Origin of the sequence: Bosea beijingensis (assembly GCF_030758975.1) — a bacterium.
GTDB classification, from domain to species: domain Bacteria; phylum Pseudomonadota; class Alphaproteobacteria; order Rhizobiales; family Beijerinckiaceae; genus Allobosea; species Allobosea beijingensis.
On record NZ_CP132359.1, the window covers coordinates 5,444,787 to 5,469,135 of the forward strand.

General features: G+C 61.5%; 21 protein-coding genes and 2 pseudogenes. 9 read left to right on the forward strand and 14 right to left on the reverse strand.

The genetic code is table 11. The features are described 5' to 3' along the window. Positions 1-558: 558 nt before the first annotated feature. Complete coding sequence (locus Q9235_RS26110; RefSeq protein WP_306224636.1) at positions 559-1,440, reverse strand: alpha/beta fold hydrolase; 882 nt, start codon at positions 1,438-1,440, stop codon at positions 559-561. A 734-nt stretch (positions 1,441-2,174) separates the two neighbouring features. On the opposite strand from Q9235_RS26110, the gene Q9235_RS26115 reads away from it, so the two are divergent. The 3 genes from Q9235_RS26115 to ku (Q9235_RS26125) all read left to right on the forward strand — a co-directional run bounded on the left by Q9235_RS26115 (position 2,175) and on the right by ku (Q9235_RS26125) (position 4,395). After that, a complete protein-coding gene (locus Q9235_RS26115; protein ID WP_306224637.1) occupies positions 2,175-2,537 on the forward strand; it encodes a hypothetical protein in 363 nt (120 codons plus the stop codon). Between the two features lie 149 nt (positions 2,538-2,686). Continuing rightward, positions 2,687-3,571, forward strand: a complete 885-nt coding sequence (gene ku / locus Q9235_RS26120; protein ID WP_306224638.1) for a non-homologous end joining protein Ku — start codon at positions 2,687-2,689, stop codon at positions 3,569-3,571. An 11-nt stretch (positions 3,572-3,582) separates the two neighbouring features. Next, positions 3,583-4,395 carry a non-homologous end joining protein Ku gene (gene ku, locus Q9235_RS26125; protein ID WP_306224639.1) on the forward strand — a complete coding sequence of 271 codons (813 nt, stop codon included), beginning with the start codon at positions 3,583-3,585 and terminating at the stop codon, positions 4,393-4,395. 15 nt (positions 4,396-4,410) lie between these two features. On the opposite strand, the gene ligD is transcribed toward ku (Q9235_RS26125), so the two are convergent. Next, positions 4,411-7,035, reverse strand: a complete 2,625-nt coding sequence (gene ligD / locus Q9235_RS26130) for a DNA ligase D (protein ID WP_306224640.1) — start codon at positions 7,033-7,035, stop codon at positions 4,411-4,413. A gap of 482 nt (positions 7,036-7,517) precedes the next feature. On the opposite strand from ligD, the gene Q9235_RS26135 reads away from it, so the two are divergent. Further along, on the forward strand, positions 7,518-7,832 hold the full coding sequence (locus tag Q9235_RS26135; RefSeq protein WP_306224641.1) for a hypothetical protein: 315 nt from the start codon (positions 7,518-7,520) through the stop codon (positions 7,830-7,832). 215 nt (positions 7,833-8,047) lie between these two features. Here the strand turns inward: Q9235_RS26135 and katE are convergent, their stop codons facing one another. Beyond that, complete coding sequence (gene katE / locus Q9235_RS26140; protein WP_306224642.1) at positions 8,048-10,234, reverse strand: catalase; 2,187 nt, start codon at positions 10,232-10,234, stop codon at positions 8,048-8,050. A gap of 66 nt (positions 10,235-10,300) precedes the next feature. Continuing rightward, positions 10,301-10,798 (reverse strand): YciE/YciF ferroxidase family protein, encoded by a 498-nt coding sequence (locus Q9235_RS26145; RefSeq protein ID WP_306224643.1) that lies wholly within the window; start codon positions 10,796-10,798, stop codon positions 10,301-10,303. Positions 10,799-12,321: 1,523 nt separating this feature from the next. On the opposite strand from Q9235_RS26145, the gene Q9235_RS26150 reads away from it, so the two are divergent. Continuing rightward, positions 12,322-13,077, forward strand: a complete 756-nt coding sequence (locus Q9235_RS26150; RefSeq protein WP_306224644.1) for a Crp/Fnr family transcriptional regulator — start codon at positions 12,322-12,324, stop codon at positions 13,075-13,077. 271 nt (positions 13,078-13,348) lie between these two features. Further along, complete coding sequence (locus Q9235_RS26155) at positions 13,349-13,636, forward strand: hypothetical protein (protein ID WP_306224645.1); 288 nt, start codon at positions 13,349-13,351, stop codon at positions 13,634-13,636. A gap of 55 nt (positions 13,637-13,691) precedes the next feature. Here Q9235_RS26155 and Q9235_RS26160 read toward each other — a convergent pair whose 3' ends face one another. The 7 genes and pseudogenes from Q9235_RS26160 to Q9235_RS26195 all read right to left on the reverse strand — a co-directional run bounded on the left by Q9235_RS26160 (position 13,692) and on the right by Q9235_RS26195 (position 20,043). Further along, positions 13,692-14,438 (reverse strand): exonuclease domain-containing protein, encoded by a 747-nt coding sequence (locus Q9235_RS26160; protein ID WP_306224646.1) that lies wholly within the window; start codon positions 14,436-14,438, stop codon positions 13,692-13,694. A 69-nt stretch (positions 14,439-14,507) separates the two neighbouring features. Continuing rightward, on the reverse strand, positions 14,508-17,768 hold the full coding sequence (locus Q9235_RS26165) for an error-prone DNA polymerase (protein ID WP_306224647.1): 3,261 nt from the start codon (positions 17,766-17,768) through the stop codon (positions 14,508-14,510). Then, positions 17,765-18,472: pseudogene (locus Q9235_RS26170) on the reverse strand (DUF6504 family protein); the annotation flags it as partial. The gene Q9235_RS26165 and the pseudogene Q9235_RS26170, both read right to left, overlap by 4 nt. A gap of 361 nt (positions 18,473-18,833) precedes the next feature. Continuing rightward, positions 18,834-19,220, reverse strand: a complete 387-nt coding sequence (locus Q9235_RS26180; RefSeq protein ID WP_422678245.1) for a GMC oxidoreductase — start codon at positions 19,218-19,220, stop codon at positions 18,834-18,836. 55 nt (positions 19,221-19,275) lie between these two features. Next, positions 19,276-19,575 (reverse strand): annotated as a pseudogene (locus Q9235_RS26185) (SDR family oxidoreductase); the annotation flags it as partial. Beyond that, a complete protein-coding gene (locus tag Q9235_RS26190) occupies positions 19,458-19,784 on the reverse strand; it encodes a S24/S26 family peptidase (protein WP_306224649.1) in 327 nt (108 codons plus the stop codon). The pseudogene Q9235_RS26185 and the gene Q9235_RS26190, both read right to left, overlap by 118 nt. A 4-nt stretch (positions 19,785-19,788) precedes the next feature. Continuing rightward, on the reverse strand, positions 19,789-20,043 hold the full coding sequence (locus Q9235_RS26195; protein WP_306224650.1) for a hypothetical protein: 255 nt from the start codon (positions 20,041-20,043) through the stop codon (positions 19,789-19,791). Positions 20,044-20,284: 241 nt separating this feature from the next. On the opposite strand from Q9235_RS26195, the gene Q9235_RS26200 reads away from it, so the two are divergent. Further along, entirely contained in the window at positions 20,285-20,521 is a 237-nt protein-coding gene (locus tag Q9235_RS26200; RefSeq protein WP_306224651.1) for a hypothetical protein, read from the forward strand. A gap of 471 nt (positions 20,522-20,992) precedes the next feature. Here Q9235_RS26200 and Q9235_RS26205 read toward each other — a convergent pair whose 3' ends face one another. From Q9235_RS26205 to Q9235_RS26215, 3 genes are all read right to left on the reverse strand, one after another. Continuing rightward, positions 20,993-21,400: a hypothetical protein gene (locus Q9235_RS26205; protein WP_306224652.1), complete on the reverse strand. Its 408-nt coding sequence runs from the start codon at positions 21,398-21,400 to the stop codon at positions 20,993-20,995. Positions 21,401-21,749: 349 nt separating this feature from the next. Next, the gene (locus Q9235_RS26210) at positions 21,750-22,040 is read right to left on the reverse strand and encodes a hypothetical protein (protein ID WP_306224653.1); all 291 of its coding nucleotides are present in this window, start codon (positions 22,038-22,040) and stop codon (positions 21,750-21,752) included. Positions 22,041-22,104: 64 nt separating this feature from the next. Further along, positions 22,105-22,344: a hypothetical protein gene (locus Q9235_RS26215; protein ID WP_306224654.1), complete on the reverse strand. Its 240-nt coding sequence runs from the start codon at positions 22,342-22,344 to the stop codon at positions 22,105-22,107. A 39-nt stretch (positions 22,345-22,383) separates the two neighbouring features. Between Q9235_RS26215 and Q9235_RS26220 the strand changes: the two genes are divergently transcribed. Both Q9235_RS26220 and Q9235_RS26225 read left to right on the forward strand, forming a co-directional pair. After that, a complete protein-coding gene (locus Q9235_RS26220) occupies positions 22,384-22,740 on the forward strand; it encodes a hypothetical protein (protein ID WP_306224655.1) in 357 nt (118 codons plus the stop codon). Beyond that, entirely contained in the window at positions 22,737-23,765 is a 1,029-nt protein-coding gene (locus Q9235_RS26225; protein WP_306224656.1) for a hypothetical protein, read from the forward strand. Before Q9235_RS26220 ends, Q9235_RS26225 begins: the two co-directional genes overlap by 4 nt. The last annotated feature ends 584 nt before the right edge of the window (positions 23,766-24,349 follow it).

The window sequence follows — 24,349 nt, forward strand, 5'->3', positions numbered from 1 at the left end:
GCGGCAGATCTGCTGGAACGTGTCGAGCGTGTGGGCGGTCTCGACGCCTTGGCCCGGGTTCGCGCTATCGAGACTACCTGGCTGGATTCAGACGATCCCTTGGCGCAGACGCGCGCGGTCGTCAGCGCGATGGTCACGGAAGCCGGCTTGGTCGGCCCCGCCATCATCTACGGGCTCAGCAGTCTAGTCTACCCCGCCACCCATCTGGCGAGAGCGGACGACCCGGCCGGTTTTGCCGCGGCGATCGAAGCCGCGCGCCGGGTTCAGGAGGAGACGGGGAGTCCGCCGATCAGGTACCGCGAGTACTTCACCGGCATCTCGGATATGAGCTTCCTCGGTCACCGGCCGCCGGAAGCCGATCGTGATCTCATCGCAGCCCATACCCCGATAGCGTCCCTCGTCGACCGGGCGGGTGCGGATGCGCTTGTTTTTCCCGTCGTCAACATCGGACCGTGGGGGCGCGAATTTCATCAAAGGCTGGAACGCGTTTACGCGCCCTATGCCTTCGAGGAGCTGCCGAGATTTCTGCGGGAGATCGTCCGGCAATTTCTGCGGTAGTCACACCCGACCTGGAAACTGCTCGGAGGCGCGGAAAAACTCATTGAGAGCATGAGCGAGCTCCTCGGGGGCCTCCTCCGCCATATGGTGGCCGCTTGGGATCGATGCGCCGCGAATGTCGTCGGCCCATCGCTTCCAAACCGCGAGGACATCGCCATAAAGGTCCGGCAGGTCGTCTCGCTCCGACCAGAGAACCAGGAGCGGACACTGAAGCTTGCGGCCCTCGCCAAGATCCTTGCGGTCATGTGCGACGTCGACGGTTAAGCCTGCCCGGTAATCCTCAAGCATCGTGTGAATGGTGCCGGGGTTCGAAACGGCGCGAGCGAAGTCCGCAAAGTTCTCTTCGCCCATCATTGCAGGGCAGCCTCCGTACCATCTCAGTGGATCGGCTCCGATCGCACGCTCGGGCTTCTCCGGCTGGGCGTAGAAGAACCAATGCCACCAGCGGCGGGCAAACTCCTCCCGACAACGCTCCAAAGCCTCCAGGATCGGAACGCCATCCAGGACGGCCAGCTTCCGAATGCGGCTGGGATGGTCCATCGCCATTCGAAAGGCGACGTACGAACCTCTGTCATGGCCGGCGACGCTGAATGTGTCGTGGCCAAGTCCCTGCATCAGCTCGACGAGAGCGAGCGCCTTTGCCCGTTTCGATGAGTTTGCGTGGTCGGGCCGGTCGGCAGGTTTGAACGAACTGCCAAAGCCCGGCAGATCGGGGCAAACCAGCGTGTAGCGCTCCCGCAGGTGCTCGGCGACCTTATGCCAAGTCGTATGGGTGCGCGGATGGCCGTGCAACAGCAAGAGCGGCGGGCCGCTGCCGCCCAGGCGAAACCGGATCGATCCCCCAGCCACCTCAGCCGCATCAAGCCTGAACCCCTCAAACATCCGAACGCCTCCATCGCTTGCGGCCTATCCGTCGTGGACGGTTCTTACGGGAACCGATCCTTCAATCGATCGTTCCGGATTCCGATCGCGGCAAATGCCTGCGGGGCCGCCGAGGATTGAGGACTGGAAGATGCGTCAGGAAGGATTTGAGTGCGAAGCGTGCGGATCGGCGAGCGTTCAAATTCCGCGTGATCTCATGCCGAATAGCCAAGTGCGCTGTAGCGGTTGCATGCGTCCACTGGCGACATGGTCCAACTATCGGGTAAAGATCGCGGAGCTAGTGACACGTTGTGGCAAAGGGCCCACTGCAGATCCGCTTCCGCGCTAACGGAGCGGGCTCGGATTAAATGCGGCCCTGCAAGCCTACGCGTCAGCGGCTGTCTCATTGACGAACCTGTTCAAGACCGTGGACTCCCGCGCATTTTGGTTGCCGCTTTGCCGAAGGTGACTTTCCCAGCTGTAAGCCCGGTGCTCCGTACCAAAGGCACGATGGAACGCTCCATGTAGCGCACGCCAATGCGACCGAATGCGCTGAGCGCATCATAAGCGTTATGTCTAGGACGACGCCCTATCAAAGACTAAGCGGGGAAATTCTGGCGGCCGCGAAGTTCGCGGTGGGGCAAGTCTTTCTGTAAGTTTGGAAGGCGTGCGGACGGGGAACTCTAACCGGCAGACGAGGTTACCGGGGCAGGATCCGAGGGGAAGTCGGTTAGCACGCATCCCATGAGCAACACGTGAAAAATTTCATCGCTACATTCGATATCGAGCTTTCGCCGGGTGAACCGCAGGACCGTTTCCTGCAAGCGGCATCAGAAAAGGGCTGGAGCGCCGTTATCGATTTCGCGGGACAGTTGGAGCGTTTGCCTTCCAATACCCTCATTGGTCAATATCCCGACCTCGGAGCAGCTCACCGGTCATTCGACGAAGCGATCGTCGCCGCGTCCGAAACGATGGCGCCCGGTCGAGTGACAATCACGCGGCGGTTCATCGTTGAACGCGTTCGAGGCGGGCGTCTCAAAGCATTGAGAACCAAGCTGGTGGAGACGAATATCGCCCGGTTGCGGAAATTCCTGCGTGCGAAAACATCGGCTGGCTGACGCAATAGCCGGCGGCCCGACCGGCGGCACTCGCGTGAAAATGATGGCTGTCGCTGGGCGTTCATACTTCGCTTTCCGGTAGCGCGCGGTGGAACAACCTCGCCGCGGGGCAATTGAGTCGCTGGAGTGAGTTGCGTGGGGAGTTTGTCATGGCGGGTCATCGCGCCCAGTGGAAGGGCTTCATCAAGTTCGGCCAAGTGAGCTGCGGTGTAGGTTTATACACTGCCGCGAGCACCTCAGACCGCATAGCGTTCCACACCCTGAACAAAGCCACCGGCAACCGCGTCAACCGCATTTTCGTTGATAGCGAGACGGGCAAACCGGTCGATCGCGAAGACCAGACCAAGGGCTTCGAGATCGAGAACGGCGAATACGTCATGATCGATCCGGAGGAGGTGGCGGCCACCGTCCCCGAGAGCGACAAGACGCTCGCCATCGAGACCTTTATCCCGTGCTCTGATGTCGACGACGTGTACTTCGACAAGCCGTACTACCTGGTTCCTACAGACAGGGTGTCGTCAGACGCGTTCACGGCGCTGCGTGACGCCATGACCAAATCCAAGGTTGCTGCCATCGCTCAGACCGTTCTCTTCCGCCGCATGCGGACAGTTCTGATCCGTGCGCACGGCAAGGGGCTGATCGCGACCACGTTGCAGTATGATTACGAGGTGCGCTCCTCGGAGAAGGCTTTCGAGGAAATGCCGAAGCTCCGAATCAAAGGCGAAATGCTCGATCTGGCGAAGCACATCATCGCGACGAAGAAGGGGGAGTTCGACCCCGCCGAGTTCGATGACCGTTACGAGGCGGCACTTGCCGAGCTGGTCAAGGCCAAGATCGAAGGCAAGGCGTTGCCGAAACGCAAGAAGGTGAAGGTCTCGAACCCGGACGACCTCCTTGCCGCCCTGCGTGAGAGCGCCAAGATGATGGCGGGAGGCTCGTATCGTGGCCAGGCGGCTAATGCCAATCGCGGGACGCGCGCTGCCAGGCGCTCCCCGAGCCAAGCCTCACGCGCTCAACAGCGCAAGGCGAGCTGAGGAGAGTCGATATGGCTCTGCGCCCCTATTGGAAAGGCTACCTTAAGCTATCGCTGGTCACGTGCCCGGTGGCGATGTCGCCCGCGACGTCGGAAAGCGAGAAGGTTCGCTTCCATACCCTGAACAAGGCCACCGGCAATCGCGTCGTCTCCCAATATGTCGATTCGGTTACCCGCAAGCCGGTCAAGGACGACAACGAGATCAAGGGCTACGCGCGCGGAGAGAACGACTACGTCATGCTGACGGATGATGAGCTCGACGCTGTCGCGCTCGACACCGTCAAAACCATCGATATCGAGAAGTTCGTCCCGCGTGACAGCATCCAATGGATCTATCTCGAAAAGCCGCATTACCTGATGCCCGACGATCCGGTTGGCCACGAGGCGTTTGCCGTCATCCGGGACGCCATGGCGGCGGACAAGGTCCTTGGCATCTCCCGGCTCGTGATTGGCCGGCGCGAGCGCGCCATTGTGCTGGAGCCTCGCGGAGAAGGAATCGTCGTGTGGACGCTCCGCTTCGGTGATGAGGTACGGCCCGAAGGGTCCTATTTCGAGGATATCTCGGCGAAATCGGATCCGGATCTCATCCCTCTTGTGCAAAGCTTCATCAAGCAGCATACCAAAGCGTGGTCGGCCGACATGGTCTCGGATCCGGTGCAAGACGCTCTCCTCGACATCATCGCTGAGAAAAAGAAGGCGATGAAGCCGTCGCGGAAGGGCAAAAACAAGGACTCGGACGTCTCGTCCGGCAGCAACGTCATCGACATCATGGAAGCTCTGCGCGCGAGCCTAGCGGTTGGCGGCAAGAGCAAGAAGGCTTCCTGAGCGGAGCTGCCGCATTCACGCCCCGCGCTTCGTCTTAGCCAGACGCTTGATCGCTGTTTCCAAGGAACGTTGGCCGTCGCAATAATCCTTCCAGGCGGAACTCTTGCTGAGCAGCGACGGAACCGTGCGCACCGTAAATCGCTTAGGGTCGAGGTCCGCTTTGACCTGGGTCCAGGTCAGGGGCATCGAGACGGTCGCGCCCGGACGCGCTCGTGGTGAAAGCGGAGCCACGGCGGTGGCCATGCGATCGTTGCGCAAATAGTCGAGGAAAATCCTGCCGCCGCGCAGACTCTTCGTCATCTTGATCAGGTAGCGACCCGGGTCTTGGCGGGCCATCTCCTGGCAGACATCGTGAGCGAAGGCCTTCGCTTGATCCCATGACAACGGCTTTCGAGAGGACACGGCGAGCGGCGTGACGACATGGAGTCCCTTGCCGCCCGTGGTCTTGCAAAAGCTGACCAGACCCAGCTCGTCAAGGCGATCGCGCATGTCGCGAGCAGCTTCCACCACCGCCGAGAAGGCGACATCCGGACCGGGATCGAGATCGAAAACCAGTCTCCCGGGAACCTCGGGCTTTCCCGGCTCGCAGTTCCATGGGTGTAGTTCCACACCGCCGATTTGCGCGATTGCCACCAATCCCTCGACACGGTCGACCTGCAGGTAAGGCTTCTTGTCGCCGAACACCTTCACCAGTTCGAGCAGGTTCGAGGTGCCTGGCATCGCATGACGCTGAAAGAACTGCTCGCCCCCTATCCCATCGGGCGCGCGTATAATGGAGCAAGGACGACCTTTTACGTGATCGATCAGCCACTGGCCGACCGATTCATGATATCGCGCCAGGTCCTCTTTGGTTACCGGCTTGTCGTCTCCCGCGTCGGGCCAGAGCGGCTTGTCCGGATTGGAGATCAAAACACCCATCACCTCCGCCTTCGCTCCTTTGCGGCGGGGCGACTTCGCCGTGGGGGCAGGAACGGGGGTTTCGGTGCGGGACGGTGGTGCGGGCTTCTCAGCCTCGACCTCCGCGGCCGGCTTATCCTCTCGAAGTCCCTTGAACGCGCCTTGCCGCACAAGTCCGTCGGCGGTCCAGCCGGCGAACTCGATTTCGGCGACGAGTTCCGGCCTCAGCCAGGTGACTTCCTTTTCCCGCTTGGGAGCGCCGACGCCGGTGAACGGTGATGAGCCGGTCTCTGCTTCCTTCAATTTGGGAAGGAGCTTCTCGACCTTTGCCGCCCCGAACCCGGTGCCGACGCGCCCGACATAGACAAATTGATCCCCACGGTGCACGCCCACCAGCAGCGAGCGGAATTTGCCGTTGGTTTTGGCATAGCCACCGATGACGACCTCATGCCCAGCCCGACACTTTGATTTCGCCCAGGTGTCGCTCCGACCGGATTGATAGGGAGCGTCGGCTTGCTTCGAGACGATGCCCTCGAGGGAAAGTTTGCAAGCCGACCGCAGTACGGCATCGCCTCCCGTCTCGAAATGCTCGACGAAGCGCAGGCGAGGATCGTTGGACGCATCCGAGAGCAGCGTGTGAAGCCGCTTCTTGCGGTCGATTAGAGGAAGGTCGCGCAGATCCTCGTCGCCTTCAAACAGCATATCGAACGCGAAGAAGACGAGATTGCCCGTGGTGCGCTCGGATAGTGCAGCCTGCAGCGCAGCGAAATCGGGAGCGCCATTTTCATCCAGCGCGCAAATCTCTCCGTCGAGTATGCAGTCCGGAAGCTCCGATCCGGCTACGACGATTTCAGGGTATTTGGCGGACCAGTCCAAGCCCTTTCGTGTTTTTAGATACACCTCGCCGCCGGCGACACGCATCTGGATGCGATAGCCGTCGAACTTGATCTCATGCAGCCATTTCGCGCCCGTCGGCGGTCGGGTCAAGGTTTCGCAGAGCTGCGGCGCGATGAAGTCTGGAAGCTTGGCCCTCTTGCCCCCGCTTTCGGACGGTGGCTTATCCGATTTGGCGGCGAGACCGCGCTTGCCGTCCCAGACTGCATCCCTTTCAACATCAGCATCACGCGCCATAAATGGCGTGGGCTTTCGCCCTTTGCCGCTGGCGATCTGCTCCATCGTCCGTGAGGACGCCACCGAGGTCATGTTCTCTTCGAGAACCGCTGCCCCATTGGCGTCGACTGAATAGTCATCGTGGTGCTTGATCAGCAGCCAGTTGGTCCTCTTTCCACCATCGCGATCGCTACGCATGCGGACGAGCACGAAGCTGCCCTTAAGGCGCCGGCCATGCAGCTCAAACTTGAAGTCGCCCTTTTCCAGCGCCTCCTCTGGGGGCCGGGAGCCCTCGGGCTCCCAGTATCCACGATCCCAGAGCATCACAGTGCCGCCGCCGTATTCGCCTTTCGGGATTGTCCCCTCGAAGTCGCCGTAGTCGAGCGGGTGATCCTCAACCTCGACAGCAAGCCGCTTGTCGTGAGGATCCAACGACGGGCCTTTCGTAACGGCCCAGGATTTGAACACGCCGTCGAGTTCAAGCCGCAGGTCGTAATGCAATCGGGAGGCGTCATGTTTCTGGATGACGAAGCGAAGCCTATTGGAAATGTGGGTGGGGTTCTCGCCGGTCGGCTCAGCGGTATTCTTGAAATTCCGCTTCGAGCGGTAGCGCGAAAGTTTTTCTGTCGCCATGGCTGTCGCCTAAAAATGAAGCGCCGTAAGGCGTCGGCCATCCACTCACATCAGGTCAAGCTCCTTCGAATCTAGGAGCATCAATCCCTACGTGTGGGAGGATGGCTTCGCCGCAGGATTCAACCCGCCTAGCAACCTGGGGTTCCTCTTACCCCATTCGAGCCCAGCTGGTGTTGACGTCGCAATAAGAGGATATCGCAAACCGAATGACCAGCTCACCCTCTCAGCCGCATCGACGCCAACCAGTAGATAGTGAGTGGAACTCAGTGGATGCGGTGTTGGAGGAGGGTCAATCTTCGCCTCACGAGCACTCCAAAACCTAAGACGCTAGCCCGAGCGCGGGCCGCAGTATTTAACGCGCAGCTCGATCGCAAGGTCTTAACAAATGATATTTCCGGATCGGCGGGGCTTTCGTTGAATGTTCCTGGAGCATCGGACCGGAGACGGTTGTGTAGAACGTAACGTGATCAGTGGAGGATGCGATGGTGGCGGGGAAGGGAAACTTGCTGTTGCGTGACGGGCGCCGAATCCCGATTACATATCAGTTCGGTTCGGATTTCGGAGAGAGCCGCGCGGGTTATCTCCTGTGCGACACGTCCAAGATCGATGCAACTGCACTTTTCGACCGCTTGACCGTGGAATGCGATAACGGACCATGTCTCGTCGTCGCCGTAATGCATTCCAGCGACCATTATCTGGCGATTACGGGCCGTCTTCTCGATCCTTCGTCACAGACCCCGGTTTCGGTCGGGGGATCGGTCGCTGCAGCGTCGTCCAAACGGCAGCCCGCATTTTGAGCGTGACCTCCATGGACGGTTGAAAAGCAAGATCAATCATCCAGATCCGATGCTAATGTCGGCCGCGAAAATGACAGGCGGCTCGGCGAGTGACGGAACCAGAGGGTTGCCAGGTAGCTGCATGCTTACCTCGTCTAAACCTCGACAGCAGGCAAATTTGCCGCGTGGCTGCCGGCGAAGCGCGCGCCCAGGTAAAAGGCGCGCGCCCTGACATTCTACTTTATTGGCGTAGACGCTTTTCCGAGCTTGACTGAAGGTTCACGTCCCCAGACGCGCAACTTTCCAAGCTCTTCAACGAAAGCTGTCAATCCCCCCTCGCCAGGTAGGGCAATTGTGCCTTCGTCGAGGTCGTCGGCGATACCGGCCTTCGCGAGAAGGGGCATGGCTGACGGATCGTAGCCGATGAATTTGCAGTGCTGGAAAGCGTCTGCGACGAAGTCGCGAGCGGTCGCTTCCTTTAGGAGATCTTCGATGGCTTGGTTGGATGTCAGAAGAGCGACCGCATCGAAAAGCACGGAGGGGCCACCGTCGATCATATGATGGGCCACGACCCAACTTCCGTCCGCCGCTGTGACACCACCGACTTTCGGTGCAATGAGCTCGAAGACGGCCTTTGCCTTGATTACGGCTTCAGTCAGGCCCTTCAGTAGCTTCGGATCAACACCGTCTGTAATGAGAACGCCGAGCTTGCGTCCTTCGAAGCGCTTTGGCCCCCGTTGGATGATGCTGAGTGCGGGAGATGGCTCCAGATCTTGACGCGTCGGCATCGCCGCATCCGCGGGAGCGGGCATCGACATGCCAAGTTTCTGGGCCACAGTGGTCGCCAGCGTCTCGTCGATATTCAGCAGATGCGAAACCATCCGCTCACGGATGATTGGAGCTTCCACCTTGCTCAGTTCAAAGGTCAAAGCCATCGCGATATGGCGCTGCTCAGGCCCGGTCTGGCTAATGTAAAACTGCCGTGCCTGACTGTAGTGATCGGCGAAGCTTTCCGGTCGAAGGCGGACCTTCTCGCCCTGTTCCTCGGACGGAAAATGTCGATAACCCTGAATGGGCGAAGCCCGGGGTCCTTCTCCACGAGAGTTTGGCTGATAATTGGTGCGCCCTACCGGATTGCGCATTGTCATGTGCCCATCCTGCTGAAAGTTGTGCATCGGGCACTTAGGGGCATTGACTGGCAGGTGCGTGAAGTTGGGGCCGCCAAGTCGTTTGAGTTGCGTATCGAGGTAAGAAAAATTGCGTCCCTGCAGCAGTGGGTCGTTGCTGAAATCGATACCCGGCGGCACATTTTGCGTCATGAACGCGACTTGTTCGGTCTCAGCGAAGAAATTATCGGGCATGCGGTCCAGGACGAGGCGCCCAATCGGCATTACCGGCAGGACCTCTTCCGGGATAATCTTGGTTGGGTCGAGGACGTCGAAATCGAAGTTATCGGCAAATTCCTGATCGAAGAGCTGAACGCAAAGCTCCCATTCCGGAAAGTCCCCAGACTGGATCGCCTGCCAGAGGTCACGCCGGTGGAAATCGGGGTCGGCGCCGTTGATTTTCACCGCTTCGTTCCAGGCGACGGACTGCAGCCCGAGCTTCGGCTTCCAGTGGAACTTGACGAAAGTCGATTCGTCCTTCGCGTTAACGAACCGAAAGGTATGGACTCCAAACCCCTCCATGAAACGGAACGAGCGAGGTATGGTCCGATCGGACATGATCCACATGATCATGTGCATGCTTTCGGGCGTCAGACTGATGAAGTCCCAGAAATTATCGTGAGCTGTCTGAGCCTGCGGAAAAGCGCGATCGGGCTCTTGTTTGGCCGCATGGACGACATCGGGAAATTTTATCGCGTCCTGAATGAAAAAAACTGGGATGTTGTTACCGACGAGATCCCAGTTGCCCTCTTGCGTGTACATTTTGACCGCGAACCCGCGAACATCACGGGCCAGATCTGCGGAGCCCTTGTTGCCGGCAACCGTGGAAAATCGAACGAACACCGGCGTCTTCTCGCCTGCCCGCTGGAAGATGTCGGCACGCGTATATGCGGCCAACGAGTCATAGGTCTCGAAAAAACCATGCGCGCCATAGCCGCGGGCATGCACCACGCGTTCCGGGATGCGCTCGTGATCGAAATGAAAGATCTTCTCTCGGAAGTGGAAGTCGTCGATAAGCGCGGGACCGCGCGCCCCAGCGCGCAGCGTGTTCTGATCATCGGCGACCGGGGCTCCCTGGGCGGTTGTCAATACATCGTGCCCATCTTCGGCGAACTGATGCAATTCACCACCTTGGCCGCGATGAAGCTTCTGATCATGAATCGTGGCGATATCGCCGGACTTTGATTCTGGACGCCCCGCTCGCGGTGCAGGTCCCTTGGTGGCTCGTGTTTTGGGAGGGGAGGGCTTCTTGGCCATGCTCGTTCCTTAAGGTTTGAAAGCAAAAGAGGCCGCGTAACGCGACCTTTTGGGGAGGACGGATCGTTAAGCAGACACCGCGCCCTTAGGATTTGCGGCGGCTTCTGCCAGTTTTGTCAGTTTCGCGTCGGTGGCCACTTCTTCGGCCAGATTGGCCTCAAGCAGCGGAACCGCATCCTCGAGGCCAATGTGCTCTGCCCAGGATATCAAGGTTCCATATCGAGCTATCTCATAGTGTTCCACGGCCTGGGCCGACGAAATTAGCCCAGCATCGAGGGCGGTCGATCCCTTATAATCTTCCATTATCTCTTCGCCTTCGGCGATGATACCCTGGATAGCTTCGCAAGTTTTGCCGCGAGCTGGCTTGGCAATCAATTCAAACACCTGTTCGAGGCGCTTGATTTGCGCCAGCGTCTCATCCCGATGAAGCAGGAAGCCCGCAGCGCCCTCTTCGGACTGCGCTGCGCGCGCCATTTTAGGAAGCGCTTTCAGGATCTGCTTTTCGGCGAAATATATGTCCTTGAGCGTGTCGACGAACAGATCGTTGAGTGTCTTCTCCGCCATCCCCGCTCTCCTCGTTTGGGCGATGCGGCGCTGGAACGTGACAGCACGCACTATGTTCCAGACCCTAAACTAGCTACTGGCCGGCCCCGTTTCCTGCGGGCTGGACGATGCTATTCCAATCAGTTTCTCGGCTGGCGCCGGGCGACCTGTCTCCCTGTTCTGGCTATTTCGTCTAGCGGGTAGGGGACGGCCGCTGCTCTGTATTTGTCACTGATGCCTACCGTCTCGCCGCGGGCGGTTTGTTAAGCAGAAAAAGATCGCGGCCCGTCCGCGCTGCGTCCGGCGCGAGCTCAGCTCGATGTCGGAGATTGTCTCAGCTGCTCAGCAGTAATTTGCCCGCCACGGTCCGGGCATATCCGGGCAGGAGCGCCAGTTGCCTTGGGATATTGCTCCAGGGCGTCGAGACGAAGCCGCGACCGCCGGAACGCAAAAATAAACCGGAGGTCCAACATTAGACGTCTGAGTTGCCCCACCAGAAGTAGATTAGCCGGTTAATTTATGGCGGCATTTGTCGTCTAGGAGAAAGAAGGAGGCCGACACAAGGGGGAGATATCGGCCTCCTTCGATACGCGATCTCATGGCACCATCGCGTGCGCATCCAACGCCGCCACGATGCACGAGTTCCTTAGAGGGAAGCGCATGAGCGGGCTCAATGGTTTTCGGAAGGCCATCGGTTCTCGATCGCTTGCTTAAGCGAAATGAGCCCAGCCACGACTATACGTCGGCCGGACTAAAAGCACCCTTGTGTCTCGGCCGCGAGGTAGCCCGCAGGCACAAGAGTGCGTTGAGGTCGGCCCAGCGAGCAGTCTTAAGGCCTTGGCCGGGCGAATTACCTAACCCAAGTCACTCAACCTCGCGGACTTTAGCTTCCTTCATTAGCTTTCGGAGCTGATCAAACAGCGTCGGTCCACTGACCTGCTGCACCGTGAAGCCCTCTGCTGAGAGCGCACGCTGCAGATCCCTGACCTTCTCGAACCTCCCCGACCTGGCGAGTTCGAATGCTCTCTCTAAGGTAGTTTTCATCGCGCCGACCCAAATGCTGGTTGGGTAAAATGGCACCCTGGCGGCGGGTATCACTAACTTAGGATATGATGATATTTCGCCTGCTCCTGATTTGCGTTCGCGAGCATCGCTTCAAGCTCGAACAAGGCCGCCACGGGGAGGATCGTCAGCACGTCTGCATCCCCCGCCATTTCAAACTTAATCGTGGCGTCGCTGTCAAATAGCACGCATCGTGATGAGGCACCGGCGTCTCGTCTTGGAGCGAGTGGTCACTGTCGACAGGCCTGGCTTCCAAATGAAGACAAGAAAGCGAGTGCGTTAGTCGTCCCGACATTGCTCTCGGTGGGGCTCGCATCTCGCGGTTTGCGAAGGCGGCGAGCCGGATAGCGCCTGCAAGGCGACCATGGACACTTCAGCCGACTAGTAGCCATTCAACCAACCCGAAACGAGAGCGTGCACACCTGCGATGAACATTTCAGTGAACGCAGGCGTTGCGTTCCGACAAATAAAGGCAACATCCTATGCAGTCGCAAGACGCAGCCGAGTTACTGATATCGGCGCTTAGCCTCCACGGCAGCCTCAGTGGCGGTGACGAAACCGCGCTCCGTGATACTTCTTTCAGGCTTCATCGTTATGCCCGCGGAAGCGCGATTGCACGCGCGCATACATCGCCTCACGAAAGCTGCTTCGTGATTTCCGGTCTAGCCAGCCGTGAAATTATAATGCCGCGCGGCGCGCGAGCTTTTGTTGGAATGTACATCCGTGGGGACTTCGTAGACCTCCACGCCTTCCTTCTCGATTCGCTGGATCATGATGTGGTTGCGCTCACCCAGGTGGTGATGGCTTTTGTTTCGCACACTGACATCGGGCGCCTGATAGCTAGCCAGACGATCAACCGACTCCTATGGCGTTTCATAGCCGTCGATGCTGCAATTCAGCGCTACTGGCTGGCATCCATGGCCAGGCGTAAGGCGTCGGATAGGTTGGCACACTTCCTGTGCGAACAATATATTAGGATGCGCGCGCAAGGGCTCGTATCTGCTGATAGCTTCGATCTGCCGCTTTCGCAGGCGCTATTAGGGGATGTGATTGGCCTTTCCGCCGTGCATATGAACCGAAGCATTCAGACGTTGCGTCGTACCGGTCTCCTCAAATGGGAAGGGAACACCGTCACGATCAGTTTCCCCCGCCTAGCCGAATTGTGCGGTTTCGAACCCAGTTACTTGAACCTGCAACGATTGGCGACGTCCGGGGGAGATGGGACATGCCGCGCTTAGATTCTGATGGCGCCGACGCGGCTACAAGGTGCCGTTGATGAGGTCTGGACTACCCCATCGATATCGAAGCCGGTAGGTCCCGCGACGCGAGGTTTGGGCGACATGGGGCGTAAGCTGACTTGCTCGGACAGAGAAACGCACCGGTGAAAGTCCGAGCGATATGGGCGCTGAGTCCGGCATAGCTCCAGCGTACTCCGATCGGTCAATCGAGCACGTCTTGCTCTACGGAACAAAAGAAGGCGATTTCACTTCCCTTTCTAAGGAGACAGCCATGCAAAAATCCCGCGAGAATCCGGCAATTTTGGAAGAAGAGCGCGAGCAGATTGCGCCGAGCGAGAGTCCGCTCGCGGCCGACCCCATTTCAACAGGTCGCCGCGTGAGCGATCAGACAAACATCCATGACGAAGGCAGCGACGCAAACGACACGAGTGACGGTCTTACCGAAATTGAAGAAGCTGTGCGGCAAGCAGCCGAGGACGTGCCACTGGGACAAAGGCTAGAAGGCTCAACGGAGTCTATTCCGGTGTTTGATAGATCGAGCTTACCGCCGAAAGTTTGAGATATTTCCCGCCGTCAATGTTCAAAGCACGGCTCGGAAACGGTGACACCTCGTCCTAAAGCAGGGTCTTTTGAGCAGGCTCAAGTTCGCTTGTAGATGCCAACTGCCTGCATCTCATCTCAGTTTGTGCACTGAATCGAAGATCGGCATCGCGACTCGCGGCGAACTCGGTCAGTGCTGCCACACTCAGCTGATCCCAGCTTTTACCGCGATCAGGACCATTCGGTACGCGGGGCAACAAGCCTGGCTCCGCACTCCAGGCAATCAGCTGATCGAGCGAAGCCTCGTTCAGCATGTCCCGAAGGTGGTGTGCCGTAACATAAGCGTCGGGCATCGCACGATGAGCCGGCAGCCCAATCTCATGAACTAGCCCCGCAGGCTTGCGCTGATATCGAAGCATCTGGTTCGAGAACCGCGGCAGATCCGGCCAAAGGCGCAAGGCGCATTTCCAGGTGCAGATCCATTGAGCACCTGCGCTCAGCCGCGGTCGGCAATATCGCTGCTCGAACGACGCGCGGTGGGCCGCTAACGCTAGAACTCCGCCATCTGGCTTCAAGACGGACGGTGCAATGTCCTTCCAGTACGGAGCACCAGCAACGTCCTCATCCCGAATATGATGCACAGCCATAGTATCGGTGGAGACAGGCCGTCCGGGATTGACGAGAAGCGCGCCGCGCTCCTCTATGACCTCCCACCGCCCATTGGCTCCTAACGAGACGTCCTGCCATCCAATCTCGCAGACATCGTGGGGGCCGTCGCCAGCGGTCTCCAGATCGATCACTCGCACGCGTTGATGGGACATGGATGGGAGATCAGCATTCCCGCTGGTCGATATAAGGCAGGAGCATTTCGATCCTCGCCGGCAGCCGGGTCACCGAAAATCTCGCGTCTTCACCTTGATCGCGTCGATATGCAGATCGGGGATATAAATGTCCCGGGCTCGTAGTCCCTTGGGCGGAAGATCGCGCGGATCAGGCGTTGCAGAGCCATGATGAAACTCGTCACCTCGTCCATGAGGCAGCGGGAAAGGCTGCCCGCGCTTCCCAACACCGGCAAGGTCGGCAGATAGGTCGGTGAGCCTCTGCGCCACGAGGTGGACGACTTCGCCCTCGCGCTGGATGCGCCCGCGCACTGCGATCATCCCGGCCGACAGTATCGTTCGGCGGAAGCGCTCGAACACCTTCGGCCAGACCACGAGGTTCGCGATACCGCTCTCGTCTTCGAGGGTGATGAACATCACGCCTTTCGCCGAGCCCGGCCGCTGCCTCACCAGCACGATGCCGGCGGCTTCGAGCCAGCGTCCATCGCGCGCGTCCATTGCGGCCTGACAGCTGACGATGCCCTTGCGGCTGAGGTCCTGCCGCAGGAACGAGATGGGATGATCCCGGAGTGATAGCCCGACATTACGATAGTCCTCGACCACATCTCCGCCGGCGGCCATCGGTCGGAGCGCAACTGCAGGTTCTGGGGTCTCGTCGGCTTGCCGATCCGTTGCTGCGGCGAATAGCGGCAACGGCTCGTCGCGTAGGAGGCGGATCGCCCATATCGCCTCCCGCCGTGCCAGACCAAGGCTCGGCCGGAAGCCATCGGCCTCGGCAATCCGGGCCAGCGCCGCGACTGGTACGCGAGCCCGACGCCAGAGATCCTCGATCGTTTCGAACGGCAGGCGGGCTCGCGTCGTGACTATTGCCGCCGCATGGGCATTGGAGAGCCCCTTAACCATCCGCAGCCCGAGGCGAACGGCAAACCGAGCCTCGTCGCCAGTCGGCTCCAGCGTGCAGTCCCATCGCGACGCGTTGGCGCAGACCGGCCGCACATCGACGCCATGATCGCGGGCATCCCGCACGATCTGCGCCGGCGCATAAAAGCCCATGGGTTGGCTGTTCAAGAGCGCGGCGCAAAACACGTCTGGATGCCAGCATTTTAGCCAAGCGGAGGCGTAGGCGATCAGCGCGAAGGAAGCTGCATGGCTTTCTGGAAAGCCATAGGAGCCGAAACCTTCGAGCTGTCGGAAGGTCTGCTCGGCGAACTCGGCCTCGTAACCGTTGGCCACCATGCCGGCGATGAGCTTTTCCTTGAACTTCGACACGCCGCTGGTGAACTTGAAGGTCGCCATGCTCTTCCGCAGCATATCGGCTTCGCCGGGCGTGAAGCCGGCGCATTCGATCGCGACGCGCATCGCCTGCTCCTGGAAGAGCGGCACGCCCAACGTCTTGCCCAGAACCTTCTCCAGCTCGGGCTTGGGGTAGTGGACAGGCTCGCGGCCCTCACGCCGGCGGAGATAGGGATGGACCATGTCGCCCTGGATCGGGCCGGGCCGCACAATCGCGACCTGCACGACGAGGTCATAGTAGGTGCGGGGCTTGAGCCGGGGCAGCATCGACATCTGCGCGCGGCTCTCAATCTGGAATGTGCCGAGCGTGTCGGCCTTGCGGATCATCGCATAGGTCCGAGGATCTTCCGGCGGGATCGAAGCCAGGTCGAGCGCGATACCCTTATGGTCCGCGAGCATGTCCAGGCCTCGCTTCATACAGGTCAGCATGCCCAGGGCGAGGACATCGACCTTCATGAACTTCAGCGCGTCGATATCATCCTTGTCCCATTCGATGACCTGACGATCGGCCATCGCTGCCGGCTCAATCGGGACCAGGTCGTCGAGGCGGTCATGGGTGAGGACGAAGCCGCCGGGATGCTGCGACAGATGGCGCGGGGTGCCATGAAGCTGGCGGGCGAGATCGAGCGCTAGGCGCAGACGGCGGTCGGCCAGGTTGAGGTTCAGCTCCTCGACGTGCCGCTTCTCGACGCCCTCCTCCGACCAGGCCCAGACCTGCGACGATAATGTGCCGATCAAATCCTCGGGCAGCCCCAATGCCTTGCCAACATCGCGCAAGGCTCCCTTGGTCCGGTAGCGAATGACGGTCGAGCACAGGGCCGCGTGATCTCGGCCATAGGTGTCGAACACCCACTGCATGACGATCTCACGCCGCTCATGCTCGAAGTCGACATCGATGTCGGGTGGTTCCCGGCGCTCCTCGGAGACGAAGCGCTCGAACAGCAGATCGTTGATGCTGGGATCGATCGAGGTAATGCCGAGCACGAAGCAGACTGCCGAGTTTGCCGCCGAGCCCCGACCTTGGCAGATGATGTCGCGCGAGCGAGCGAAGCGAACGATCGCGTTCACCGTCAGGAAGTATGGCGCGTAGCCGAGCCTTTCGATCAGCGTCAGCTCGTGGTTCAGGCTTGCCCGAACGCTTTCGGAGAGACCTTCGGGGTACCGCTGAGCAGCGCCTTCCCAGGTCAACTTCGCCAGCGTCTCTTGCGGCGTAAGTGAGGGATCGTCGCGCTCCTCGGGGTACTGATAGGCGAGCTCGTCGAGCGAGAACCGGCATCTATCGGCGATCTGCAGCGTCCGCGCCAAGGCTTCAGGGTAGCGCGCGAAGAGGCGGTGCATTTCCTCGGGAGGCTTCAGATAGCGGTCGGCATGGCGCTCGCGCCGGTCGCCGAGGGCGTCGATCGTGACGTTGTGACGGATGCAGGTGACGACGTCCTGCAGGATCCGGCGGGCCGGCTCGTGGAAGAGCACGTCGTTGGTCACGACCGTGGGCACGCGCATCCGCGTCGCAAGGTTCGATAGCTCATGGAGCCGAAGGTGATCGTTCGGTCGGCGCCGCAGCGACAGTGCCAGATAGGCGCGGTCAGCAAAGCTCTCGCGGAGCCGCCGTAGGCGAAAGGCGCAATCCTCGTCGGCCAAGTCCGGGACGAGTACCGCGACCAGGCCATCGCAATGCGCAGCGACGTCCGACCATTCGAGATGACATCGCGCCTTTCCGCCCCGTTTCTTGCCGATGGAAAGCAGACGGCATAGGCGGGAATAAGCCAGTCTGTCCGTTGGATAGACCAGCAGTGACATGCCGTCCGCGAGATCGAGACGGCAGCCGACGATGAGCCTGACGCCGGTCGTCTTCGCCGCCTCGTGCGCCCGGACGATCCCGGCCAGCGAATTACGATCTACGACCGCGAGCGCCTCGATGCCGAGCAGCGCCGCCTGTGCGAACAGCTCATCGGCTGAGGACGCGCCGCGCAGGAAGCTGAAATGGCTGGTGACCTGTAGCTCCGCATACCGGGCGCTCATCCGAACACACCGTGCAGGAACCAGCGATGCGAACCCGTGGCGACGTCTTCGCCATCGCCTGCGCGATAGAGCCAGTAGCGCTCTCCGGCATCATCCTCCACCCGGAAGTAGTCGCGCACGGCGACCATCTCCGCCTCGCGCTTCCACCACTCACCGAACACACGCTCTGGGCCATCTGCGCGCCGGACCCGGCGGCGGATCCCGCGCCAGCTGAACCAGGCCGGTGGATGGTCCGGCAGCAGCGCCATGGTCTCGACCGGTTCCGGTCTGGGTAGCAGCCTCGCCGGGCGCGGCCAGTGGCCTGGCCAGACCGCTCCAGTCTCCTCAGTCAGCGCCGCGANCGCCATGGTCTCGACCGGTTCCGGTCTGGGTAGCAGCCTCGCCGGGCGCGGCCAGTGGCCTGGCCAGACCGCTCCAGTCTCCTCAGTCAGCGCCGCGACACGGCGAACAGAACGCTCGGGTACATCGCTGGCAACCGGAGCCATGCGATAGACCGCCCGCTCACCGACACGATTGGCGAGGATGTCGATCAAGCCGGACACGTCCGTGCTGGTTTCGTCAACGAGGGAGCTAACCGTCTGCTTTCGTTCGAGGGGCTCAGCCAGGGTCGCCGCCAGCGTCATGATCTCGATGCCGAACCCAGGCTCGATCGCCTCGATCTTCTCGCAGAGGAGCCGGGACTGCCGCCAATCCCTCCGGCTCGGCGCTCACAAGAATGCGGTAGACTTCGAGACGAGTGCCTTGCGCGAGCGCGGCAAGGGCGAGGATGACCTGATCAGACTCCATATGTCGAGATATATCGACATAATTTCAGTCGCGCAAGCTGAGATCGGTTCGCTGAGAGCTGCGAAGCTAATAATGGAACTCCGGATGTCCGCTTCCTGGAGGCCGATGAATGTCCGCTTGTGGCGCGTTCCGCCCGGACCTCGGCTCGGCGCTTCCGGGCGCAGGGCAGCGGGTGCATCGAGCGGAACGGACTGGGAATGGATATGCGCCTCACCGCAATGCTGGGATTGCTGAAGCGCGGTCAGCGCGCTTCAGCATGTTTGGGTTAGAAGGCTTGGCTTACAGCTGGTACTGCCGTCGCAGCAGATCGGCAGCACGCTCGCCAACGATGGCGCAAGGAGCCTGGGTGTTGCCGATCGTGACACGCGGCAGCACCGAGCCATCGGCGACCCGCAGGCCGGCTATCCCATGCACCGCGAGCTTGGCATCGACCACCGACATGTCATCCGAGCCCATTTTCGCGGTGCCGCACTGATGCCAGTAGGTCACCGCAGCATCGCGGATGAAGGCATCGTCGACCTGACGACCAGTTCCAGGGATACGTTCGGCGCTGACGAAAGGCTTGAATCGGTCGCTGCTGCCGATCTCGCGGCAAAGCTTCACACAAGCCCGAGCCGTTTCGAAGTCGCGTGGATCCGACAACATGTTGGCGTCGACGACAGGCATCTCGCTCGGGTCGGCAGATTTCAGGCTTATCCGGCCCCGACTAACCGCGAGAGCCTTAGCTGGCATAGACCGTCGGCACGGTCCCGCCGTCGATGACGTATTCGGTTCCGGTGATGCTTCCGGCTCGGTCCGAGGCGATAAAGGCGATCAGGCTTGCGACTTCGTCGGTGCTGGCCGGGCGGCCGATCGGAATGCCCCCGAGGGAATCCATGATCATCTTCGTACTCGCCGCGACGCTCACGCCATGTTGTTCGGCGAGTCGCTCCGCGAAGTTGATCGACCCTTCCGTCGCAATCCAGCCCGGCGAGACACGGACGACCCGCACACCTTTCGGGGAGACCAGCTTCGACAGGCTCTACCGTCGAATATGCCGGCGTCGATCGCGCTATCGCCTGCGACCGTCATGATGAAGATGGCCGGCGCATTCTGAATCAGCGTGCGGGACAGGTCGATCGGCGCATCCAGATAGTCGTCAGCCGGAGACGGAAAGCCTGTGCGCACCGCCTTGCGGTACGCCGAGATGAAGACCGGCGGGCCGATGAGCGCGAGCTGGGTGTGCATCATCGCGTCACACTTCGTCGTCGATGGCAGGCCGCGCGCCTTCCGAGAACAGCCCGCGCAGGAAGCCGCGCGAGGTCGATCGATTGGCGTCTGCCTTCAGCCTGTCGCTCTCGGACAGCAGCATCAGGTAGCTTCCTGCCAGAGCCCGCAACGCCGCCCGCTCGAAGCCTTCGTGTTCCTCGATCAGGTCCGCGACGAGCGCCGTGATTTCGGCATCAAGCGGGTCGTACTCGACCTGCTGATCCGCTGGCAATGCCGACATGGTTCACGCTCCCCTGATGAGAACATAGGAAGAACATCTGTTCGCTAGGAGTCAATGCCGAATGTGGGGCCGTTTGCGGTGTCCGCATTCTGGGCCGTTTCGCCGCTGGCATCTAAGCTAAAGTACGCGGTGCAGAGCCCGCTGGGATTTCTTGGACGACCGGCTCACATACCTCTCTGGCCCAGCCTGACGGAATCCATCGCGCCGTCAGTTCATCGGCAACCGAAAACGGGAGTCGCGCATGCCCATCGCTGCCAAGGATCGACTGATCGCGGCGCTGGCCGCGCAACTGCGGGCTGAACAGGAAACGCGCGAGGCTCTGGCCTTCGTCATCCGCAGTGGGCAGCTTGATCGTGCCGCGCTGACAGCAATTCTTGACGACCCGATCCCAGGTTTCACAGCCGAGGATTTGGCCTGGGCCGATCAGATGGTGGCCGAGTCCCATAGTGGCGCGTCGCAGCTTCGGCGGGCGTCCTGATGGGGGGACAGCCGCCAGTGAGCAGGTCTGTTTCCGCCTTATCAAGCGGAAGACCAGCAACACGGTGCGGGATCTGTTTCGTTGTCCTTGCTGAGAAGACGGCCGCAGTGCTTCAGGCGCGTGGTCGGAATCCGGCTTTATCGGCGGCTTTTCAGGGCACGCCACGTCGGCGCCACTGGCTTTTAAATCTCGAATCAGTCACCCGTGATTGATCGAAGCAGACGTAGCGTCGTCTGTGGGCCTGGAGGGCCTACTTATTCGATCCGATGAGGTTGAGACCCTCGCCATTGGCGAGCTCAACCTCGCCTCTGGCGAGGTAAGCTGGAGGCGGCCGTGATTTCGGAATTTCAGATCGACTATAACGTCACGGCTTTGCCGAGCAGCCGTGTTGTTGGGCGTCGTCTCCACCGCTCGTTCAACATGATCCTCTCCGTTTAGCGTCGCTGACATGAGGGAGGCCAGCAACAGCGACTACGTCGCCAGGAGCCACTCCGGGAACCGGACCGGCGGGATCCACGGCGTCTGGCGGCCGGCCCGGGTGAAGCCCGGATAGACGTCAACGCTGTCGTAGCTGTCGAGGCGCGGATTCGAGTTGAACGTCTCGACCGCCTTCCCGACGTAGGCGTTCCACGCCAGGCGCTCGGCGTCCGTCGCCTGGTAGTAGGCGATCTTGTCGCCGTCCTCGTAGATCCTGCGCGGCGGCGCCTTGCCGGCGACGAGGGCCTCGAGCTGCGCGTCGGTCCAGTCGTCTGGGTTAGGGACCTCGACTTGGACCGGCTGCGCCGCCGGAACCTCCGCCGGCGCTTCCGCGATGCGGTCTCTCGGCCCGGGACGGGATGCGGTCATCCTCCGGATGGCCGCCTTGATCCTCGCGAGCATCGTTGCCCTCCCCTTTTCCTTTGACGGCGCGGGTCCCGTGGGTCAGCCCGCACTCTGTCATGACCCGATCTGAACCGGTTTTATGGGATCCCGCGTGGAGGCCCGATAGGGCCGGGAGCTCCTCCGTTCCGACCTGACGTCGGAACAGTCGTCGCTGTTCCCTGATGTCGGGCTCCCCCGAGGGGGGGGGCGCGAGGAAGGGGTGGCGCTTGGACGGACTGGACGCGCGAACGGCGTTCGTTCGCCTAGTCTTCGATGCCGAAGGTCTTCTTCCGGGACGCAGTGGCAGGGGCGACCTGATCCAGCCCCGTCTCGAGCTCTTGCGAGACGATGATGTTCGCCCTGTCGTTCACCCGTAGGCCGAGGCCTTTGAAGTTGGACTTGTGGACCGCCTGATGAAGGCGATCGACTCCTCCGGCGTGATAAGCCCGGCCCTCTTGAGCAGGTGCAGCGCCTTCACGAAGGCGCTGACCTCGTTGCCGGAGCCGGACATGACGGCGAAGTCGCCTTCGTCGTCCTGGGTCTTCAGGGCGGCGATGGCCTCGGACAGGATCCGGTCGTCGTGTCCCGCCAGGTACGCCTCGATCAGTTGGCGGGCCTGCTCTGGGCTCTGCGGCACGTCGATCGCCTTTTTGGTCACGCTCTTCCTCCTGCGGGGTTCCCGCATCGTCCTTCGCCCATCTCGTGGCCCCACCCCGACGAACTCAGCGCTCCAGCATTGACAGGATGCGCTGCCCGTCTCGGTAGGCGTGGATCCCCTTGCTGGCGAGCATGAGGTGGCGCCCGATCCAGCGGGCCCGCCCGTAGGTCAGGGGCCGCTCTGCCAGCAGCCGATCTAAGTCGACGTTGTCGAACGCCTGCGCTTGGTGGAGCCTTGCGATTCGCCGGATATCGGCGTCGTCCGCATCGGTGATTGGATGCTCGGCTCCTGCCTCAGCGGCCATCGGCGCGCCTTTCTCGGGGGGTCTTCCGATTACGCTATCATGTCGTGCCGCCTTGTGGCGAGCACGGAACGGGAACGCGGGTTCGCGCGAATCAGCGCGATCTGGTATCTCGCAGGCATGGCGAGGAAACCGAAGCCGTCGATACCGAGGCTGCAGATCAGGCACCAACCGGGCAGCTGGTTCGGCCGTTTGCGTGTCCTTGCCTTGAAGAACATGCTTGGACTTGGTTTGACACCTGAGGATGAGGCCTTCCTCGGGCCGATGCCCCGCGTTGCGGTTTTCACGGCATGGGACGTGGCGCAGGTCATGGCTGATCCCGAATGTTCCGGATGGCCCTTCTGCCTCGATGAGGCTTTGGTGAAGCTCGGCCTTTCGAATGAGAAGGATCTGCCGTGAACTGGGACGATCCCTACGATCGGCTGAAGCACATCGTGCTGAAGCGCCGGCTCGGCCTCGAGCTGGCGGAGGACGACGTCGCGTTCGCCGGGGACATGTCGCTCGAGATGGACTTCGACTTCGCCCGCGAGGAGGTCATCGCCCTCCTCGGCGACGGCGAGCGCGGCATCCCCCGGATGCTTCCCGTCGACATCGCGCTCGGCCGCCTCGGCATGCCGATCGTCCGGGCCCATCCCGACGGCACGGCCGAGCGTTTGACGAAGGACTTCCCCAAGGCCTGGGCCGCGCGCATCAAATCCGACAGGGCGATCGCGACCTACGTCGCGAAGACGTACGCCGAGGTCCCGAAGGGCTGGTATCCCGACGCGGAGCGCCTGCAGATGTCGGACGCCGAGGCGGCGGGCGACGAGCTCTCGGCCCTCGGTCCGGCGGGGCGTGCGGCGCTCGCGACGGTCGCGCCCTACTTCCGGTTCGACCTCGTGCCGCGCGAGCTGCGCATCGCCGGCTATCAGATGTGGCAGCGCCGGCGCCTCGCCGGGATTGCGCCCTTCGCGTGCGAGGGCTTGGTCCACGGCTTCTGGGACGACGTGATGTCGGGCTACGACGTCGCGGCGCTGTGCTGGCGCGGTCTCGATGCGACAATGCTCGCCGTGCGCCTGGCCGCCGCCCGAGACCTCTGCCTCGCGGCGGCCGCGGCCGGTGCGTCCGGCGCCGAGCCCTGGTCGGTCCAGTCCGGCCTCTATGGCGGGATCAACCTACGGCTGGTCGACGTGGTGTCCCGGGATGATCCGGGAGAGCCCGATCCCGACAAGCGCGCCCTGGGGCCGGGGTTCGCCGAGCTCTACCGGCGCCTGAAGGCCGGCCCCGGGGCGGTCTGGTCGGATCGTCCCGTTAGGGAGCGGCCAGAGCGGACCATCGGCGTCACGTTCGGCATGAGGGTCCTGGAGAACCGGGATCGCGCCGATCCTGGGGATCTCGTCGTCGAGCAGGGCTTCGACTGGGTCCCAGCGTTCGCCTCGGCTTGAGCCGCCGAGGGGCGCCATGCGGCGCCCGGGATGGATCGTCCCCTTGGACGGACTCCATCATGATGACGCCTCCCTGGTGCCGGTCCCCCGTGGCCGCCATCTTCGTTCATGGGAGGTCGGCGTCATGGGCCGGCCCCCTTGGACGGCGCCCTCCGGCGAGCCCTCTGCGTTCCGAGCCCTGCGAGGTGGGCGAGCCGGGGGCGGAGCTCCTCCGCTTCGTCTGACGCGAAAAAGTCGTCGCTGTCTTCTTGGGACGGTCTCCCTATGGGGAGGGGCGCGAGGGCAAGACGGCTCCCGGCCGGATTGCTCGGGCGAACGGCGTTCGCCCGCCTGGACGGCCATGCAGGTTCTCGTCCTCCGGCCAGTGGCGGCCGAGGCCTGCCCTGGGGCCGTCTCGAGCTTGTACCGAGGCGATGACGTTGGCGCGGTTGCGCACGTGTAGGCAGAGGCCCTGGAAGTTGGCCTTGCCCATGGGCAGGACGCCGTCGGCATTCCGCAGGAGGACGGCATCGTAGCTGAACGTCGAGCATCGTGCGTCTCCCGGCCCCGGGATCGTCAGGGGTGCATGCCCGAGCAGCTGCTGG

Coding starts and splice junctions, on each gene's coding strand:
- Q9235_RS26110 (WP_306224636.1), bottom strand. CDS start 1,440: ATGTTTGAGGGGTTCAGGCTTGATGCGGCTGAGGTGGCTGGGGGATCG.
- ku (WP_306224638.1), top strand. CDS start 2,687: ATGGCGGGTCATCGCGCCCAGTGGAAGGGCTTCATCAAGTTCGGCCAA.
- ku (WP_306224639.1), top strand. CDS start 3,583: ATGGCTCTGCGCCCCTATTGGAAAGGCTACCTTAAGCTATCGCTGGTC.
- ligD (WP_306224640.1), bottom strand. CDS start 7,035: ATGGCGACAGAAAAACTTTCGCGCTACCGCTCGAAGCGGAATTTCAAG.
- Q9235_RS26135 (WP_306224641.1), top strand. CDS start 7,518: ATGGTGGCGGGGAAGGGAAACTTGCTGTTGCGTGACGGGCGCCGAATC.
- katE (WP_306224642.1), bottom strand. CDS start 10,234: ATGGCCAAGAAGCCCTCCCCTCCCAAAACACGAGCCACCAAGGGACCT.
- Q9235_RS26145 (WP_306224643.1), bottom strand. CDS start 10,798: ATGGCGGAGAAGACACTCAACGATCTGTTCGTCGACACGCTCAAGGAC.
- Q9235_RS26150 (WP_306224644.1), top strand. CDS start 12,322: ATGCAGTCGCAAGACGCAGCCGAGTTACTGATATCGGCGCTTAGCCTC.
- Q9235_RS26155 (WP_306224645.1), top strand. CDS start 13,349: ATGCAAAAATCCCGCGAGAATCCGGCAATTTTGGAAGAAGAGCGCGAG.
- Q9235_RS26160 (WP_306224646.1), bottom strand. CDS start 14,438: ATGTCCCATCAACGCGTGCGAGTGATCGATCTGGAGACCGCTGGCGAC.
- Q9235_RS26165 (WP_306224647.1), bottom strand. CDS start 17,768: ATGAGCGCCCGGTATGCGGAGCTACAGGTCACCAGCCATTTCAGCTTC.
- Q9235_RS26180 (WP_422678245.1), bottom strand. CDS start 19,220: ATGCCTGTCGTCGACGCCAACATGTTGTCGGATCCACGCGACTTCGAA.
- Q9235_RS26190 (WP_306224649.1), bottom strand. CDS start 19,784: ATGATGCACACCCAGCTCGCGCTCATCGGCCCGCCGGTCTTCATCTCG.
- Q9235_RS26195 (WP_306224650.1), bottom strand. CDS start 20,043: ATGTCGGCATTGCCAGCGGATCAGCAGGTCGAGTACGACCCGCTTGAT.
- Q9235_RS26200 (WP_306224651.1), top strand. CDS start 20,285: ATGCCCATCGCTGCCAAGGATCGACTGATCGCGGCGCTGGCCGCGCAA.
- Q9235_RS26205 (WP_306224652.1), bottom strand. CDS start 21,400: ATGCTCGCGAGGATCAAGGCGGCCATCCGGAGGATGACCGCATCCCGT.
- Q9235_RS26215 (WP_306224654.1), bottom strand. CDS start 22,344: ATGGCCGCTGAGGCAGGAGCCGAGCATCCAATCACCGATGCGGACGAC.
- Q9235_RS26220 (WP_306224655.1), top strand. CDS start 22,384: ATGTCGTGCCGCCTTGTGGCGAGCACGGAACGGGAACGCGGGTTCGCG.